14 protein-coding genes and 1 pseudogene are annotated in these 16,367 nt (G+C 62.6%); 3 read left to right on the top strand and 12 right to left on the bottom strand.

Translation table 11 applies throughout. The features are described 5' to 3' along the window. The first annotated feature begins 48 nt into the window (after positions 1 to 48). Entirely contained in the window at positions 49 to 1,578 is a 1,530-nt protein-coding gene (tnpC, locus tag OVY29_RS14660) for an IS66 family transposase (protein ID WP_313911627.1), read from the top strand. 9 nt (positions 1,579 to 1,587) lie between these two features. Here tnpC and OVY29_RS14655 read toward each other — a convergent pair whose 3' ends face one another. From OVY29_RS14655 to OVY29_RS14635, 5 genes are read right to left on the bottom strand one after another with little or no spacing between them, the layout of a single operon-like run. Further along, positions 1,588 to 1,815, bottom strand: coding sequence for a recombinase family protein (locus OVY29_RS14655; protein ID WP_313912066.1), 228 nt, complete (start codon positions 1,813 to 1,815; stop codon positions 1,588 to 1,590). A gap of 22 nt (positions 1,816 to 1,837) precedes the next feature. Continuing rightward, a complete protein-coding gene (locus OVY29_RS14650; protein ID WP_137890105.1) occupies positions 1,838 to 2,590 on the bottom strand; it encodes an MBL fold metallo-hydrolase in 753 nt (250 codons plus the stop codon). Beyond that, positions 2,587 to 2,838 carry a hypothetical protein gene (locus OVY29_RS14645; RefSeq protein ID WP_137890106.1) on the bottom strand — a complete coding sequence of 84 codons (252 nt, stop codon included), beginning with the start codon at positions 2,836 to 2,838 and terminating at the stop codon, positions 2,587 to 2,589. The genes OVY29_RS14650 and OVY29_RS14645 overlap by 4 nt, the downstream gene beginning before the upstream one ends. A 33-nt stretch (positions 2,839 to 2,871) precedes the next feature. Continuing rightward, positions 2,872 to 3,312, bottom strand: coding sequence for a DUF411 domain-containing protein (locus OVY29_RS14640; RefSeq protein WP_137890107.1), 441 nt, complete (start codon positions 3,310 to 3,312; stop codon positions 2,872 to 2,874). 31 nt (positions 3,313 to 3,343) lie between these two features. Beyond that, positions 3,344 to 3,994, bottom strand: coding sequence for a cation diffusion facilitator family transporter (locus tag OVY29_RS14635; protein WP_137890203.1), 651 nt, complete (start codon positions 3,992 to 3,994; stop codon positions 3,344 to 3,346). Positions 3,995 to 4,288: 294 nt separating this feature from the next. Here OVY29_RS14635 and OVY29_RS14630 point away from each other — a divergent pair, with 294 nt between their 5' ends. Continuing rightward, positions 4,289 to 4,711 (top strand): helix-turn-helix domain-containing protein, encoded by a 423-nt coding sequence (locus tag OVY29_RS14630; protein WP_171013495.1) that lies wholly within the window; start codon positions 4,289 to 4,291, stop codon positions 4,709 to 4,711. A 38-nt stretch (positions 4,712 to 4,749) separates the two neighbouring features. Here OVY29_RS14630 and OVY29_RS14625 read toward each other — a convergent pair whose 3' ends face one another. From OVY29_RS14625 to OVY29_RS14615, 3 genes are all read right to left on the bottom strand, one after another. Next, a complete protein-coding gene (locus tag OVY29_RS14625) occupies positions 4,750 to 5,385 on the bottom strand; it encodes a peroxiredoxin (protein WP_137890108.1) in 636 nt (211 codons plus the stop codon). Between the two features lie 408 nt (positions 5,386 to 5,793). Further along, positions 5,794 to 6,174: a hypothetical protein gene (locus OVY29_RS14620; protein ID WP_137890109.1), complete on the bottom strand. Its 381-nt coding sequence runs from the start codon at positions 6,172 to 6,174 to the stop codon at positions 5,794 to 5,796. Positions 6,175 to 6,231: 57 nt separating this feature from the next. Then, positions 6,232 to 8,919: a vitamin K epoxide reductase family protein gene (locus OVY29_RS14615; RefSeq protein ID WP_137890110.1), complete on the bottom strand. Its 2,688-nt coding sequence runs from the start codon at positions 8,917 to 8,919 to the stop codon at positions 6,232 to 6,234. 318 nt (positions 8,920 to 9,237) lie between these two features. On the opposite strand from OVY29_RS14615, the pseudogene OVY29_RS14610 reads away from it, so the two are divergent. After that, positions 9,238 to 9,501 (top strand): annotated as a pseudogene (locus OVY29_RS14610) (transposase); the annotation flags it as partial. A gap of 242 nt (positions 9,502 to 9,743) precedes the next feature. Here OVY29_RS14610 and OVY29_RS14605 read toward each other — a convergent pair. From OVY29_RS14605 to OVY29_RS14590, 4 genes are all read right to left on the bottom strand, one after another. After that, the gene (locus OVY29_RS14605) at positions 9,744 to 10,118 is read right to left on the bottom strand and encodes a copper-binding protein (protein WP_171013497.1); all 375 of its coding nucleotides are present in this window, start codon (positions 10,116 to 10,118) and stop codon (positions 9,744 to 9,746) included. 147 nt (positions 10,119 to 10,265) lie between these two features. Continuing rightward, the gene (locus tag OVY29_RS14600) at positions 10,266 to 13,439 is read right to left on the bottom strand and encodes an efflux RND transporter permease subunit (protein ID WP_137890112.1); all 3,174 of its coding nucleotides are present in this window, start codon (positions 13,437 to 13,439) and stop codon (positions 10,266 to 10,268) included. Next, the gene (locus tag OVY29_RS14595) at positions 13,436 to 14,947 is read right to left on the bottom strand and encodes an efflux RND transporter periplasmic adaptor subunit (protein WP_137890113.1); all 1,512 of its coding nucleotides are present in this window, start codon (positions 14,945 to 14,947) and stop codon (positions 13,436 to 13,438) included. The genes OVY29_RS14600 and OVY29_RS14595 overlap by 4 nt, the downstream gene beginning before the upstream one ends. Next, the gene (locus OVY29_RS14590) at positions 14,944 to 16,299 is read right to left on the bottom strand and encodes a TolC family protein (protein ID WP_313911625.1); all 1,356 of its coding nucleotides are present in this window, start codon (positions 16,297 to 16,299) and stop codon (positions 14,944 to 14,946) included. Before OVY29_RS14590 ends, OVY29_RS14595 begins: the two co-directional genes overlap by 4 nt. Positions 16,300 to 16,367 lie beyond the last annotated feature (68 nt).

Here is a 16,367-nt window from a genome sequence, read left to right as displayed (position 1 = left end):
GTTAGGGTTTTACTGGCATCGCAGCGCCTGTTTTGCTAGGTATCCGGGGTGTCGGAACCAGCCTCTTCCTGCATCGACAAAGACGCTCGGATCGCCGAGCTCGAAGCCGCTCTCGCGGCCCGCGATACGCTGATCGATACCCTCCGCCACCAGCTTGCGCAGCTTCGCCGCATGACCTTCGGCCAGTCCTCGGAGAAGCTCGCGCTGCAGATCGAGCAGCTTGAGCTCGCCCTCGAGGAGCTCGAAGGCGAAGCCGAGGTCGCGGACAGCCGCACCGCCGACAGGGCGCCCGCCCAGCGACCCTCGCCGGTGCGCGCGCTGCCCGATCATCTGCCGCGCGCCGAACGGCGGATCGAGCCTGAGGCCGGCAACTGCACCTGTCCCGATTGCGGCGGCGCGCTGCGCCCGCTTGGCGACGACAGTGATGAGCAGCTCGATATTGCCCCGGTCCAGTGGCGCGTCATCCGCACCGTGCGGCCCAAGTATAGCTGCCGCGCCTGCGACAGGATTGTCCAGGCACCGGCGCCGGTGAAGGCCATAGCACGTGGCAAGGCCAGCTTCGCGACGCTCGCCCATGTCGTCGTCCACAAGTTCGATCACCATCTCCCCCTCTATCGCCAGGCAGAGATGATGGCGGCGCAGGGCATCGACATCGATCGTTCAACCCTCGCCGGCTGGGCGGGCCAGGCCGCGCATCTGCTCGATCCCATCGTGAGCCGCATCCGCGAGGAAGGACTGAAGGCCGCCAAGCTCCACACCGACGACACGCCGGTGCCGATGCTCGTGCCCGGCAAGGGCCGCACCGCGCAGGCGCGGCTCTGGGCCTATGTCGTCGATGACCGCGCATCGGGCGCCGCCACCCCGGCGCTCGCCTGGTATCGGTTCACCCCCGATCGCAGCGGCATCCATCCGCAGAGCGAGCTGGGGTCGTTCACCGGCCTTCTTCAGGCCGACGGTTATGCCGGATATGACAAGCTCTACCAGGGCAACGGCATCCAGGAGGTCGCCTGCTGGGCGCACTTCCGCCGCAAGATCTTCGAGTGCCACCAGACGAGCCCGACGCCGCTAACCACCGACCTGCTCGATCGCATCGCCGGGCTCTACCGGATCGAAGAGGACGTCCGCGGCCAGCCGCCTGATGTCCGGCGCCGACACCGGCAAGAGCAAGCAATGCCAAAGATCGACGCGCTTCGTGGCGTGATCGACGACGCCCTGCGCCGCCTATCGCCCAAGTCGGCGATGGCAAAGGCGCTCGCCTATGGTCGCAAGCGCTGGGACGCGCTGACCCGCTACATCGACGAGGGCATGGCGGAGATCGACAACAATATCGCCGAGCGCGCCATCCGAGCGATCGCGATCGGGCGCAAGAACTGGCTGTTCGCCGGATCGAAGGCCGGCGGCGAACGCGCCGCCGCCATCTACTCCGTCATCGAGACGGCCAAGCTCAATGGCGTCGAGCCGCAGGCCTATATTGCCGATGTCATCGAGAAGATCGCCTCAGGCTGGCCCGCGTCCCGCTGGGACGAGCTCATGCCCTGGAACTGGCAGCCCCAGCAGCCGATCGCTCAGGCCGCGTAACTGCGGCCTTCAGACCACGCTTACGGGATCGGCGGGATCATGAATGCTGGCGCCAAGCTGCAATTTTACGCCGCGTGTCGTCAGGGTATCTCCGATTGCCCAGGCATCGGGAACGGAGCGCGCGAGCCTATCGAGTTTGGGCACCACCAGTGTGTGGCCGCCGCGCACTGCTGCGAAGGCATGATCCAGACCGGGGCGTGCGCGATTGGTCCCAGTGAAGCCGTGATCGGTATAAATTCGATCCGACGAGTGGTTCGCGCTAGCCTTGAACCGAAGGTCCGGGGGGCTCCATAGGCTCCGTTTTCTCCATCTCGGGACAGTCGCCGCACAGGCGGTTGGCCGGTACCGCGATGTCGATCCGCTTGGGGTAGGGCAGGTCGAGGGCGGTCATGATGTCGATAAACTGTTCGAGCGTCTTGCCGCCACCCAACCGCGCGTTACGCTCGCGCTCCTGAGCCACCGTCGTGACATGGCGATGCTGGTAGTCGTGCGCCGGGTAGACGAGCGTGTCGCAGGGAAGCGAAAATATCTTCTCGTGGATCGACCGGTAGAGCGCGCCCGCATCACCATTCTGGAAGTCCGTGCGGCCGCAGCCGTCGATCAGGAGGGCATCGCCGGTGAACACGCGGCGCGAGCCGGGCAGATCGATAAGGTAGCTGTGGTGCGCGTTGGTGTGGCCAGGCGTGAAGAGGGGCTGGAAGGTGAGGCTGCCGACGCTGAGCGGGTCGGTCTCACCGACACCAACGTCTGCGCAGGGGAGGCCGTCCATCGCCGGATAGGCGACCTTTGATCCGGTCAGGCTGCGTAGCCGGCACGCGGACGTGACATGGTCCGCATGGATGTGAGTTTCCAGCGTATATTCAAGCGTCAGCTCCAGCTCCTGCAGGACGGCGAGATCGCGATCAACGGTCTCCAGAACCGGGTCGAGCAACACCGCTTTTCCTGTGTCGCGGCAGCCGATCAGGTAAGTGTAGGTAGAGGATTCCGGCTCGAATAGCTGACGAAATATCATCGTTCTGCTCGTTCGCCGGATGCTACTTTTCGCCTTTTCGGTACCCCAGCAACGGCAACTTCCGGATCGGCAGCAGTTTTTCCGCCCGGCACGGCCGCTGCCGATATCCGGAGGACCTCGATCCGCTCAAGATAGGCTTCCGCGAGCTTGTAGTGCGCTGCCGTGGCCTCGGGCGTCTCGGAGCGTTGCGCCATCTCGAGCTCCGCCTCGACGCGGCGCTGAAGATAGGCGAGATCATCGTCAGGCATGTCGGCCTCTCTCTGGATCGATCGGTTCACCCGCTACTCGACAGCATAGACCTTCGTGCCCCCGGCGCCGAAGCTCAGCACCTTGAACGGCGCGGTCTTCGGCCCAGACATACCAGGAGATCCCGACGGCATGCCCGGCAAAGCGATCCCGCGGATGGCGGGTTTCTCCTTCAGCATCCGCTGGACCACCGCTATCGGCCCATGCCCCTCCACGGCATAGCCGCCTACCATCGTGGTATGGCAGCCTTGAAGCGCCTCGGGCACTCCAGCCCGCGCTTTGAACGCGGAGAGATCCTCGGTCGGAACCACTTTCACGTTCAGCCCTGCACTGCGCAGCGCCGCGGCGTGGCCGTCGCAGCACTCGCAGCCGGGATTCTTGTACATCACGGCATTCGCCGGACTGGCCGCCCCTGCCGTCGCCGGGGAGGTGAAGGCAGCGCCGAGCAGGAACAGCGCCGTTAGTTGCTTCAACATCGATAAAGCTCCTTTGTTTGAAGACTATGTCTCAATCCAACACCACCGCCACGGCGGGGCTGGCTGACCTGAATTGTTGCCAGGCCTGGCGAAGTACCCGGATCGCGGAGCGGAAGAACAACACCGCGATAACGGCGCCCACGAGGATGTCAGGCCAGGCCGCGCCGGTTGCGTAGACGCCGCCAGCGGCGAGAAGAACTCCGGTGTTGGCGATGACGTCGTTCCGCGAGCACTCGAACGTGCTGGACAGGTTCACGTCGCGGTGGCGGAAGCGGTAGAGCAGCGCGAGGCAAGTCAGGTTGGCAACCAGCGCGATCAGTCCGAAGAGAACCATCGTCCCGGCGGCGGGGCTCACGCCGTTGACCAGCTTCAAGGCCGCTTCGATCATGACCCAGATCCCGAAGGCAGCGATGATTCCGCCCTTCGCGACTGCGGCGCCGGCACGCCAGCGCAGACTGCGTTGAAGTGCGTAGAGGCTTAGTATGTAGACCAGCGCATCCCCCAGCATGTCGACCGAGTCGGCCATGAGGGCGGTGGAGTTCGCCAGCATCCCGGCCGTGAACTCAGCAACAAACATGATGAGGTTGATCGCAAGGACCATTTGGAGCACGCGCTTCACGCCCAAATGAGCGCTCAAGGCGGCGATCTCCTGCTCCTTCGCCGAGCAGCAGTCGTCACCCATCACTTGCGGACGTCCGTCAGGGCTAGGGTGAGGCTCGTGAGACACGGCATCGTTGCTCGGGTCAGAGGAGCTGCCTGAGCAGCAGGCGTCGCCGTCGCGCGGCGCCCGGCGCGTGCCGTCGTCGGCGCGAGAGGTGCCGTGGAGGGCTCTGACGAGATCATCAGCGCAGTATCGCTTTTCTCGCGACTCGGGTCGCCAGCATCTCTGCAGCAATCCTCCATAGCCAACTCTCCGCATTCACAAACACAGGCTCGTCACTATGATAGGACCTCTAGCTGCTATAGGTTCAAGGGCATGGGTAAAATCCTCTCGATCGGAGCGTTGGCCACTCTCACCGGGTGCAAGGTGGTGACCATCCGCTATTATGAGCAGATCGGGATGCTGCCCGAGCCTGGCCGCAGCGCGGGTGGACACCGGGTCTATGACCGCCATCATCTTGAGCGTCTCAGGTTCATCCGGAGGGCGCGCGAGCTCGGCTTTCCGCTCAAGACCGTGCGGGGGCTTCTTGCCCTTTCGGAGCGGGCGGACGACGCGCCCTGTGCGGAGGTGGACAGGATGGCCGCCACACGTCTCCGCGAGGTCCGAGCCAAGATTGCCGACCTCAGGGCGCTAGAAGCCACGCTCGAGCGTCTCCTCAAGCAATGCGGGCACACCACCCTCGACGAATGCCGCATCCTCGACGCATTTCGAGGCGAGCCCGTGGATGCGGGGGTTTGATTAGGCAGTGGCTTCAGCATCGCGGCGACCGCCTGCACTTAATCCTGCGGTTGTGGGGTGATGCGCAAATAGGGCTTCACGGTCCGCCAGCCGTTCGGGAATTTCTGGCGGGCCTCGTCATCGCTGAGCGAGGGAACGATAATGACGTCTTCGCCCTGCCGCCAGTTCACCGGCGTCGCTACGCTGTATTTGGCGGTCAGCTGCAGGGAGTCGATGACGCGGAGTATCTCTTCGAAGTTGCGGCCCGTGCTCGCTGGATAGGTGAGGCTGAGCTTGAGCTTCTTGTCGGGTCCGATGATGAACACCGAGCGGACAGTGAGTGTGTCGTTGGCTTTTGGGTGGATCATCCCGTAGAGTTCGGCGATCCGGCAGTCAGGATCGGCGATCATCGGAAAATTGAGCGCGTGGCCTTGCGTTTCGGCGATGTCGCCGGCCCAGGCGTGGTGATCCTCGATGTGATCAACGCTCAGCCCAATCACCTTGGTATCGCGCTTGTCGAACTCGGGTTTGAGGCGGGCGACCTCCCCGAGCTCGGTCGTGCAGACGGGCGTGAAGTCCTTGGGGTGGGAAAAGAAGACCGCCCAGTCAGCACCCATCCACTCATGAAAACGGATTTGGCCTTCGGTCGTCTCGGCCTCGAAGTCCGGCGCTGTATCACCAAGCTGCAACGTCATGCGCTCTGTCTCCTCTTGTGAAAGCAGCCGGGTGGGCAGAACGCCATTGCTGCTAACCGACCTGATGTGAGTGCTATACCTACTATAGCTTCAAGAAGCGGAACGTCGAGCCGAGCAGATTATGCGGCGAGCGGTAAGTCGGTGAGTTGCGATCGGTTGTGTCCATCAGCAGGGTGTGGGGCCGGGCTGCATCGGTTAGGCGGCCTTGAGTGTAAGTTGAAGCGCCGGGTTGGACGGCGCCCACCTTGTCGATGGTCGCCGGTCGTCCGGCTCCTCGACCCCGTCGAAATCGTCGCGCCGTCGCCCGCAATGGCCGCACTGGCCATCTCGTTGACGCGATGGCTACCGTTCTTGATCGTGGGTAGCTGTTCTCGATTCCGGTCGCGAATATAAAGTAGGGGTTGAAGCTCATCGCTCGAAGTCCCGGTCGAGCGACTTGTAGTGCGCAGCGCGCTCGAGGAGAGCGAGCATGTTGCGCGCCGCCTCGACAGTTAGTCGGTGGGGCGTCGCGCCGGGCCTGGGAGAAATATAGGCGGCCATTTCTCGCACCAACTCGGATTGGCTCTCGGGTCCCCCGGCCAGCAGCGCCACGACGAGGTTTTCGAGCGCGATCAGCCGCACGCGCAGATTGCCGCCCGCTGCATCGCCTATCTCGCCGGCGACGGTGGGCGTCCGGTGCTGGTGTAAGCCGGTGAAGGCGCCGCCTTCATTCTCCCATCGGCCAATTGCGCGGTCGTGCGCCCCCGCCCTCGCATTGTCGACCTTGATCCTGTCCATCGGCACGATCACCGCACCCCTTTCACTGAGCTTCTCGAACGATGCGCCGACGCCGGGCGCGGGCGATGCTCAAATCACGTATTTGTCCCAACTCGCGTAATGTTCGGCACTGCGCTTGCCGCGGGGCAGGCTCAAGCAGACGAGGGCAAGCCCCGCGACCACCGACACGATCGCGCCGAGCTGGCCGACGCCGGTCAATAGGAACGGCGCGGCGACAAGCCAAGCGCCGAACGTAACGTTGATCAAGCGGAGGGCGCGGGCGACTTCTGCCGTCGCAATGATGGTGACGGTAATGACCAGCGCGCCGACGATATGGTCACTGTTAGCCATGCCGCCTTCCGTACCGAACAGCACCCGCGTCAACATCAGCAATACGCCGATGAAGATGCTCGCCGCGAGCGTCCATGGCAGCGTCAGACCCTTCTTCGCGTCCGCCCACAATGCCGCCGGTGATGCCATGGCGTCGGACGCGTCCACCTCGCCCGCCTCAATCGCATCGCCCTGGAAGAAGGTGCGGATCAGTGGCTTGCCCTTGCGCCTCGCCCAGCCCAGGAACTGGCCCATAGCGATGACTTCATCGAGAGCGAAAGGAATCATGATCAGCATTGCCAGCGCCGCGATCAGCGCGAGCGTGCTCCACGTACCGATGACGATAGGCTGGCTGATGATGAAATAGATACTCACGATGCCGAGCGGGATGACGAGAATGCCGAAGAAGGTCACCATCCACGGCATCGTCCGCCAGCGGTCGCGGGTACCCATCACCGCCATCAGGATTTCGAGCACGTAACTGATTGTGCCGAGACCTCCATCCGGGATTGGCCAGGCTTTCGACATGGCCGAGGTGATAATTTCCTCGGTGCCGTTACGCGGATCGGCAAGTGAGCCAACGAAGAATGGCTCCCATGCAGTATCGATATGGCCTAACTGATAGGCGGTCAGGATACGCGAGGTGAGCAGGCCGATCAGCCCCATGGCGACGATCGGCAGCCGCTGCGCGTCCGTGGATGGCGAATAGGTCCAGCCCGGCGGGATGTTCTTGGGGTCCATCATGCCCGCCATGCTCATGCCTGGCATCATCGGTACTAGCACCGACAGGGCGATCACCGCCGAACCTATGAGCAAGTTGTTGTTGTACTGCGCAGCGCTCGGGCTCCAGAAGACCAGGGGTGCGAACAGCAGCCAAATGCCGACAAAAGCTACCGCCCATTGCGCCCATGTCTTGGTGCGTGCGGAGAGCGACAACGCACCGAATAGCGCAATCGCTAGACCGCTGACGAAATCGCTGATGCTCAGCGCGTTCGCGCGCCACTCTATCGACGGCAGCCCGCGATCAACCGTAACAAAGCGTGCGGCCTCGCCGACGCTCTGTGTGGTAACGGAGTCGTAAATGAGCGGGCTGGAGGCGAGCCAGAGACCGAGACCGATGTTGGCGTAAAGAGCCCAGCGGGCGCGGCGCTCATCGCGGTCCATCATGGCCATGTAATCGCCATGTGCACCATGGCCGGGTTTTGCCATGTCCGCAGCGCCAGGTCCGTGCCCCATGGCGGCGTGGTCCATACTGCTATGGTCCACAGCCCCGTGATCCATCCCGGCCATCCCGTCGCCTGCCGCTGCGGGCTGGTGGCCTAGCCCTACAGGTTCTGCCTCTGGCCTATCGTGCCAGGCAACCAGATTCTCGTTGAGCTTGTTGTTCCGGTACCAGGCCCTTGGATGGCGCTTCAACGCGGCAACGATCGCGGGCAGGGTGTCGCGAAGGCTGTGTTTCGGCTCCCATCCGAGCAGCGAACGCGCGCGGGAGATGTCGAGAATATAGTGGTCATTGCTGCTGTCGATCATCCAGGGCTGGATGAAGTCTTCCCTGCCGAGCGCTTCGTTCTGCAGAATGATCCCGGCCTTCGCGAGCGGCTGCGGAATGCGGATCGTCTTCCACCCCTCGCCGTGGAGCGCCTCGCCGACGATGTCCTGAATCTCGGCATAGCCGGGCGCTTCGGGCTCGCCGATGAGCAGCGGCAGCTCGGTCGGAAGATCGTGCCGCCGGTCCACCAGACGCAACACGGCATCGGCTAAATCGTCGCGGTGCACTGATGACTGCGCCGCACACAGCATGCCGGGATAGAAATGCGAAATCAGGCGGTGCTCGTATATCTGAGATATCTGCTGGGCGAGAAACGCCGAGCGTCCATCGTCGTCGTAAACTCCCGCAGCGCGCAGGTAGACGACGGGAATCTTCCCGTGATGCTCATGCAGCAATGCTTCGGTGTCAACCTTGGACTGTGGATACGCCCAGGACGCACCGATCGACGATTCTTCGTTGATACGCTCATCCGGGGTAGGGGTCGGTTTGTGGACCAGCATCGTGCTGGCGAAGACAAACTGCTCGACCTCGAACGACTGCAAGCCATCGATCAGCCGTTGCGTCCCCTGCACGGTGATCTTGTCGTAGAGAGGGTTGGGCTCGCCCGTAATGTCATAATAGGCGGCGAGGTGGATCACCGAAGCGATACGGTTGCCATAGCGGGCACGGACTTCATTCAGCGCGGCGCGCACCGCCTCGTCAGAGCCAAGATCGAAATCAACGGACGCAGCGGGTGGCGGCGGGTCGGGAGGGCCGGCGCGATCGAGGCCGACGACCGTGTAGTGCTCGCTAAGTTTGGCGATCAGCGCGGCGGCGATGAAGCCGCTCGCGCCCGTGATCAGAACGACGTCGCGGCCACCTTGGCCGCTGCCGGCTTCACTGTGTTTGACCTCGGTCATGACTTGCTACCCTTGTTCGTTCCTCTTCACATCACCGACAGACCCACCGCACATGACGCGCGTGCCCGGCGGCGGAATGCGCGCGGCTTCCACCGCACGATCTCCTTATGCGACAGCCCCGTCAATCCCTAAGCCAGTATCAGTTCTTTTTACGTGTGGGGTATCCGGTCATAGAACTCGACCCTGCATCCGTAGCTGTCGGCGTGGTCCGACAAAATGGGGTTGGTCCGGGAGTTGAGGCGACATTTTGAAAGTGCTCCGGAGATGGTGTCAGGTCGGATCGACATGATCTGCCCCCTTCTGAGTGGTCCAAAATCAATGTTATTTTGGATCATGAAGGAGATTATTGGCAAGCTGAGTGAGGCGGAGGTCGTGCTGGCGCCGGGTGCGATGACCGCTGAGGCGTGTCGGCGGATGCGGTCAGCGAACAGACCTAATTATAGGTGGCGCAAGGAATATGGCGGGCGGAAGACCGACCAAGCGCGTCGGATGAATAATCTGGAGAAGGAGAATGCGCGGCTTTGGCGTGCGATCCCGGACCTGACGCTGGACAAGCTGATCCTGCAGGAAGCTGTCCGGGGAAACTTCTAAGCCCCCCGCCGAGTGCGGCCATGCGAGATCCCAGCGCTACCGGCATCGACGATACCTAACACCGGCCATTATGTATGTTTTCTGTTCGTTGCTACTCAAACCCCGGTCTGTTCTTGCCTGCCCAGTGTCTCGGGATGTAAGCGATAGTGCCTCCGGCCATGCGCTGACGAAATCTTACCGTGGCGCTATCTTGAGCACGTGCTGTGCCGCCAGCGGCGGCACAGCACGTGCTTCTACTGCTTGGTAATCGCTGTTATTTCGCCGGTGCCATTCTTCAGCGCGAGGTCAAATCCAACCTTGTCACCGACTTTCACGCTGTCCACAAGTTCGGGCGGCGCCTTGAATGCCATCGTCATGGCCGGCCAATTGGCCTCGGCAATGGGGCCGTGTTCGAGCGTGATCGTGCCGGCCGCCTTGTCGATCGCCGTAACCGTACCCGTCCCTTTGGCGGTCTTTGCAACGGCGTCGGCCGGCATGGCCATGTTGCCCATATTGCCGGTCATCTCGGAAGTGTTGTTTGCCGCCGGAGCATTGGTCTCCTTCTTATCGCCACAGGCTGCGAGGGACATCGCGAGGCTGAGTACGGTCATTAGCTGCAGTGGTCTCATGGTCTTCTCCTTCAAGGTTAAACGGTGGCTTGGTAGTGCACGTCAGACGTGTTGAACGATCGGGACGGCAATCATCGCGGCAGGTCCACAGCAGTTCATCATCCTCATTTCCTTTCATGGTCTTAGGTCAGATTGATCGGGTGCTCCTTAGGCGGTCTGCGGGCTGGCGGCGGGCTCCTCCTCTTCATCCGCAGGCGCGCGCAGAAAGTGCCTCACGCCAAGCAGCTTGTAGATCGCGGGCAGCACGAAGAGCGAAAGCAACGGCGCCGTAATCATCCCGCCGACCATGGGGGCCGCCAATCGTTGCATGACCTCCGAGCCGGTTCCCGTGCCCACAAGAAGCGGGAAGAGACCCGCCAGGATCACGGCGGCCGTCATCGCCTTTGGGCGTACACGGAGGACCGCGCCTTCCATCAGCGCGTCTTCCAGATCCTCCTCGCGGGCGAATTTGCCCTGCTCAATCCGCTCCTCGATGGAGCGGTCGAGATAGACAAGCATGATCACGCCGAACTCAGCGGCGAGACCCGCCAGCGCGATGAAGCCGACTACGGTCGCCACGGAGACCGCATGGCCCAGCAGGTAGATAAGCCAAACGCCACCAACGAGGGCGAAGGGCAGTGCGAGCAGCACGATGAGCGGCTGGCGTATCCGCCGGAACGCCATATAGAGCAGCAGGAAGATGATCCCGATCGTGAGCGGCACGATCCAGGCCAGTCTTTTCGATGCGCGTTCGGCATATTCGAACTGGCCCGACCAGGAGAGCGAGTAGCCCGACGGCATCTTGACTTGGTTTGCGACCATTTGGCGGGCCTCGTTGACGAAGCCCACGATATCGCGGTCGCGGACATCGACATAGACCCAGACTGAGGGCCGCGCGTTCTCGCTCTTGATCATGACTGGGCCATCGACGACCTGGATGGTGGCGACCGCGCCCAGAGGCACGATCCCGCCGGTTGGTGCGACGATCGGCAGATTCCGTAGCGCCTCCACGCTGTCGCGCGTTTCGCGCGGAAAGCGCACGTTGATCGGAAAGCGCGCCAGGCCCTCAAGCTTCTCGCCGACCGGCATGCCCCCGACGGCCACTGCGGCTGTGTTCTGGACGTCGCTGATCGCGAGTCCATAACGGGCCGCAGCCAGACGGTCGACCTGGACGTCGATATAACGACCGCCCATGATGCGGTCCGAGATCGCTGAAGTCGTGCCGGGTACCGTTTTCACAACCTGCGCGATGTTGGCCCCCAGCCGGTCGAGCGTCGCCAGGTCTGCGCCGGTGACCTTGACGCCTACTGGGCTCTTGATGCCTGTTGCGAGCATGTCGATCCGGTTACGGATCGGCTGGACGAAGACATTGGCAAGCCCCGGGACTTTGACGCGGGCATCAAGCTCGGCGATGATCTTGTCCATCGTCATGCCGGGTCGCCATTCGCTTTCCGGTTTGAGCTGGATCGTCGTCTCAAACATCTCAAGGGGCGCCGGGTCGGTCGCGGTCTCGGCTCTGCCAGCCTTGCCGAATACTGTCTTCACCTCGGGAACCGTCTTGATCATCCGGTTGGTGATCTGGAGCAGTTCGGAAGCCTTGGAGGCCGAAAGCCCGGGAAGGGCTGTGGGCATATAGAGGAGATCGCCTTCGGCGATCGCCGGCATGAACTCTCCGCCCAAGCGCGACAACGGCCAGGCGGTGATGAGGAGCGCACCGAGGGCCAGCCCAAGCACGAGCTTTGGCCAGCGCATCACCCAGGCAAGTCCTGGGCGATAGGCCGCGATCAGCGCCCGGTTGATCGGGTTCTTGTCTTCGGGGCGGATCTTGCCCTTGATGAACATCACCATCAGAACCGGGATAAGCGTCACCGACAGGCCCGCAGCAGCGGCCATCGAATAGGTCTTGGTCAGGGCCAGCGGCTTGAAGAGCTTACCCTCCTGTGCCTCGAGCGAGAACACCGGCAGGAAGGACAGCGTGATGATGAGCAGCGAGAAGAAGAGCGCGGGACCGACCTCTGCAGCGGCGTCGACGATGGTGCGCCGCCTGAGCTTCTCGGTCATTCCTCCATGCTCATGCTCGACATGTTCCAACCGCTTATGCGCATTTTCGATCATGACCACGGCCGCGTCGACCATGGCGCCGATCGCGAGCGCGATGCCACCCAACGACAGGATGTTCGCATTCACCCCCTGAAAATACATCACAATGAAGGCGGCAAGCACGCCCAGCGGCAATGTCAGGATCGCAACCAGCGAAGAGCGGAAATGCAGCAGGAATATGGCGCAGACGATCGCGACGACGATGAACTCTTCGGCTAGCTTGTGCGTCAGGTTTTCGACCGCGCGGTCGATCACGCTGGACCTGTCGTAAACAGGTACGATGTCGACGCCTTTTGGCAGCGAGGGCTTGAGCTCCTCAAGCTTCGCTTTGACCGCGTCGATGACCGCGCGCGTGTCGGCGCCGGCGCGCACGACCACGACCCCCCCTGCAACTTCACCCTGCCCGTTGAGCTCGGCGATGCCGCGTCGGAAATCGGGGACGATCTGGACGCGCGCTATGTCGCCGATCGTCACGGGAACGCCAGCTTCGCCGACCTTGAGTGGAATATTGCGGAAATCGTCAAGCGTATTCAGATACCCTCCGACACGGATCATGTATTCGGCTTCCGCGCGTTCGATCACCGATCCGCCGGTTTCATTGTTGGCGGTCTTCAGCGCCTCCATCACGTCATTGACTGACAATCGGTAAAGCTGCAGCCGCTCGGGATCGACCTGGACCTGGAACGCGCGAACCATTCCGCCAACGCTGGCGACCTCGGCAACGCCCGGCACTTCCTTGAGCTGATACTTGAGAAACCAGTCCTGCAATGCCCGAAGCTGTCCCAAGTCATTGCCGCCCGTGCGGTCGACAAGCGCATATTGATAGGCCCAGCCCACGCCTGTTGCGTCGGGACCGAGCGCAGGCGTCAAACCTGGCGGCAGCCGGCCGGTTGCCTGGTTGAGATATTCGAGCGTCCTCGACCGTGCCCAGTAGAGATCGGTGCCGTCCTCGAAAATGACGGTAACGAAAGAGTCCCCGAACATGGAAAATGCGCGCACGGCCCGTACCGCGGGCGCCGAGAGCATGGTTGTTGCGATCGGATAGGTGACCTGGCTCTCGACAATCTGGGGCGCCTGCCCAGGATAGGGGGTCCGGATGATCACCTGCACGTCGGAGAGATCCGGAATCGCATCGAGTGGCGTGCGACTAACCGCGAACAATCCTGCGGCGGTGATGAAGGCGGCAGCCAGCAGAACGATCATTCGATTGGCAGCCGACCAGCGGATGATGCGCTCGATCATTGCGCCGTCTCCAGCGCCATCCGCTCGATGACAGGGGTTTGTCCTTGTTGGGGCTTCTGAAACGAGAACCGCACGCGCTCGCCGGTCTTGCGGCCGCGTAGAAGCGCCGCATTCTTGACCGGGAAGGTCATTGTCATCGCCGGCCACTCGATCGCGGGGATCGGCCCGTGCGACAACGTGACCCGGCCGGCTCCGAGATCGAGCGCAGTGATAACCCCGCGCCCTTCAATTAGGCTCGTTTGCGCTTGCTGCGGCGCTGCTGCGGCCTGCCCTTGCGACAGGCGTTCGATCACACCCGCCAGCGAGGCTTCGGAATCAATCAGGAACTGCCCTGAAACGACGACGACGTCGTTCGCCGCCAGCCCGCGCCGGATTTCGGTCTTGTCTCCGACCGTTCGCCCAAGTTCGACCTCGACGGGAATGAAGACACCGCCACGCTGGACGATCACCACGTTGCGCTTGCCTGTCACGATAACGGCTTCTGTTGGCGCGACGAGCGCGCCTGTCGGACTGCCGGCTATCTCCAGATTGGCGAACATGCCGATCTTGAGCCGTCCGGCCGGATTGGGCAGCGCGATCCGCACACGGACGGTGCGGGCCTCGGCATCCAGCGTTGGGAAGATATAATCGATCCTGCCCTCGCGGGTCTCTCCGGGATAAGCCGGAAAGGTGATCTTTACCGACTGACCGACGCGGATCTGGCCGAGTGATATCTCTGGAACTTCGGCCACGACCAAAACTTGTGACAAATCAGCAAGCGTAAGAATGGATTGGCCCGGCTCGACACGCGCACCGGGTCGTGCGCCGATTGCCGTGACAATGCCTGATCGCGGTGCGAAAACGCCATAGGTGCGCTGTGGATGCCCGCCGCGCTCCAGGTTGCGTATTGCGGGTTCAGGCAGCCCTAGCAGCACGAGGCGCTGGCGGGTCGCACGCCTGAGGTCGGGCGTAATGACCGATCCGGGTATCTTCAGAAGCGCGACATATTCGTTTTGCGCACCCAGGAGGTCGGGCGCGTAGACAGCGGCGACGCGGCTTCCCCTCGTCACTGCTTCGCCGACCGCGCGTACACTGAGTTGCTCGACAAAACCTGCAGTGAGCGTCTGCACCTCGACAATACGCCGCTCGTCAGTTTCGACTCGGCCGATAGCGGTGACCGCAGGCGCCAGCCGATCGAACACGACACGCGCAGTCCGCACACCCAGATTTTGCTGCGTTTGCGAGGATACCCGGATACCGCCGCTATCGCCCCCTTCATCCGCATATTTGGGCTGAAGGTCCATGTTCATCGACGATTTGCCCGGGGCATTATAGCGCTCCATCGGCACCATCGGGTCGTACCAATATTTTACGACTCGCCCGGAGCCATCCTGGGCAACACCGTTCACGACGTCACCCTTTGCGCTTCCGGCGGACGGCTGTTCGCCCATCGAGAACCAGTAGCCCGCAGCGGCGAGGGCCACCACGAGCGCGACGCCGGCCGCAAGGATCTTTTTGTTCTTGATCATTTCACGATATCCTGGGTCAGATAGACGATTTCAGCTGCTGCGCGCCCACGCCGTGCCTGCAGTTCAAGCGCTTGCATCGTCGTTTCCACATATCGCCGCACGAGCGACAGGGGCAACTCAAGTGTGCCTTCGCCGGCGCTGTAACGTGCCTCTGCGGCATCGAAGGAGGCCTCGAGCGAAGGTACGGACTGATTAACCAGAATAGAAAGCTGGGCATCAGCCCCCCCATAGTCCGCTATCGCCTTGCCCAAGGCGCCGCTGAGATCTCGCCGCGCGTCTTCGGCCCGTAGCCGTGCCGCGTCGGCGCGCGCAGATGCCTCGGCGATGCGGCGGTCCTGGAGACGGGATCGGTTGATCTGGAGCGGGATGGTAACGCCCACCGTCACCATATCCCCAAGATCGGGGCGCCAGCCATACATCGCCGACCAGGTCAGATTAGGCTTGCGTTCCCGCCGTGCAACATCGACTTGTCGCAGAGCGGCCTGCTCCTGCGCGTCAGCGAGCCGTATCTGCGGGTGAATTGACAGATCGACGGCTTTCTGGGCGTTCGCTGGAAGCGCGACCGCGGGAATGCTGTTTGGGAGTGGCCGCTGCGCGGCGCTGCCGATCCAGCGCGAGAGTTCCGCTCGCGCCCGCTGTTCTTGTCCCTGTGCGTCTGCCAACTGAGCCCGGGCGAGCGAGATTTCCGCCTGCATCTGAAGCGCATCGGCGGGCGTCGACCCTTTGGTCGGAACACCCGCGACCATAACTCGATAAGCGACACTGAGGTCTTCCATGATCCGATCGAGAAGCCGCTGCTTTGCCTGAGCTTCGACCGCGTTTATCCAAGCGACCATCACGTCGCGCGCAATCCGTCTTTCCTGGACGGTGGCTTCGGTGCGGCTGACGACCGCTTCCGCGCGCAGTCGCGCGGCTTCTGCCTCACGCTTCGAACGACGCACCTGCTCATGCATGATACCGATCGTGTGCATGGTCATAAAGTCGGCCGATGGATCGAAGGCCATGCGCCCGGTGACCGGAAGATTCTGCGTCCCTAAGGTTAGCTGTGGATCGGGAAGCGTCCGCGCCGCGATCGCAGCCTGTTCGGATGCGTCCGCTTCGCGTTCAAAGGCGGCAGCACTGGGCTGGTCGCCCAAGGACACATCAACGGCCTCGTTGAGGGTAAGTATAGGCTCGGCGGCCGGCAATGCGATCGCAGGCCGTGGTACTATCTGTCCAGGCGCAGATTGCGCGAATGCCGCGGTTGTCCAGATGAGCGTCAAGGCGAGCGCAGTGCCGCCTAGGCCGCCTCTGAGGCAACGGTGTCGATCTTGCCCATGATCTGGACTGTCGTGATAAAGGCTGGAGTTCATGATTAGATTGCTCCTTGCGAAGTGCTGTGCCGATCGGTAGTCGCATAGCACTACTTCAATCGCTGCCG

Source organism: Sphingopyxis sp. SE2 (assembly GCF_032227185.1).
Lineage (GTDB): Bacteria > Pseudomonadota > Alphaproteobacteria > Sphingomonadales > Sphingomonadaceae > Sphingopyxis.
Note: the sequence above shows the minus strand (reverse complement) of the source record. Positions and strands in the feature narration are given on the sequence as shown.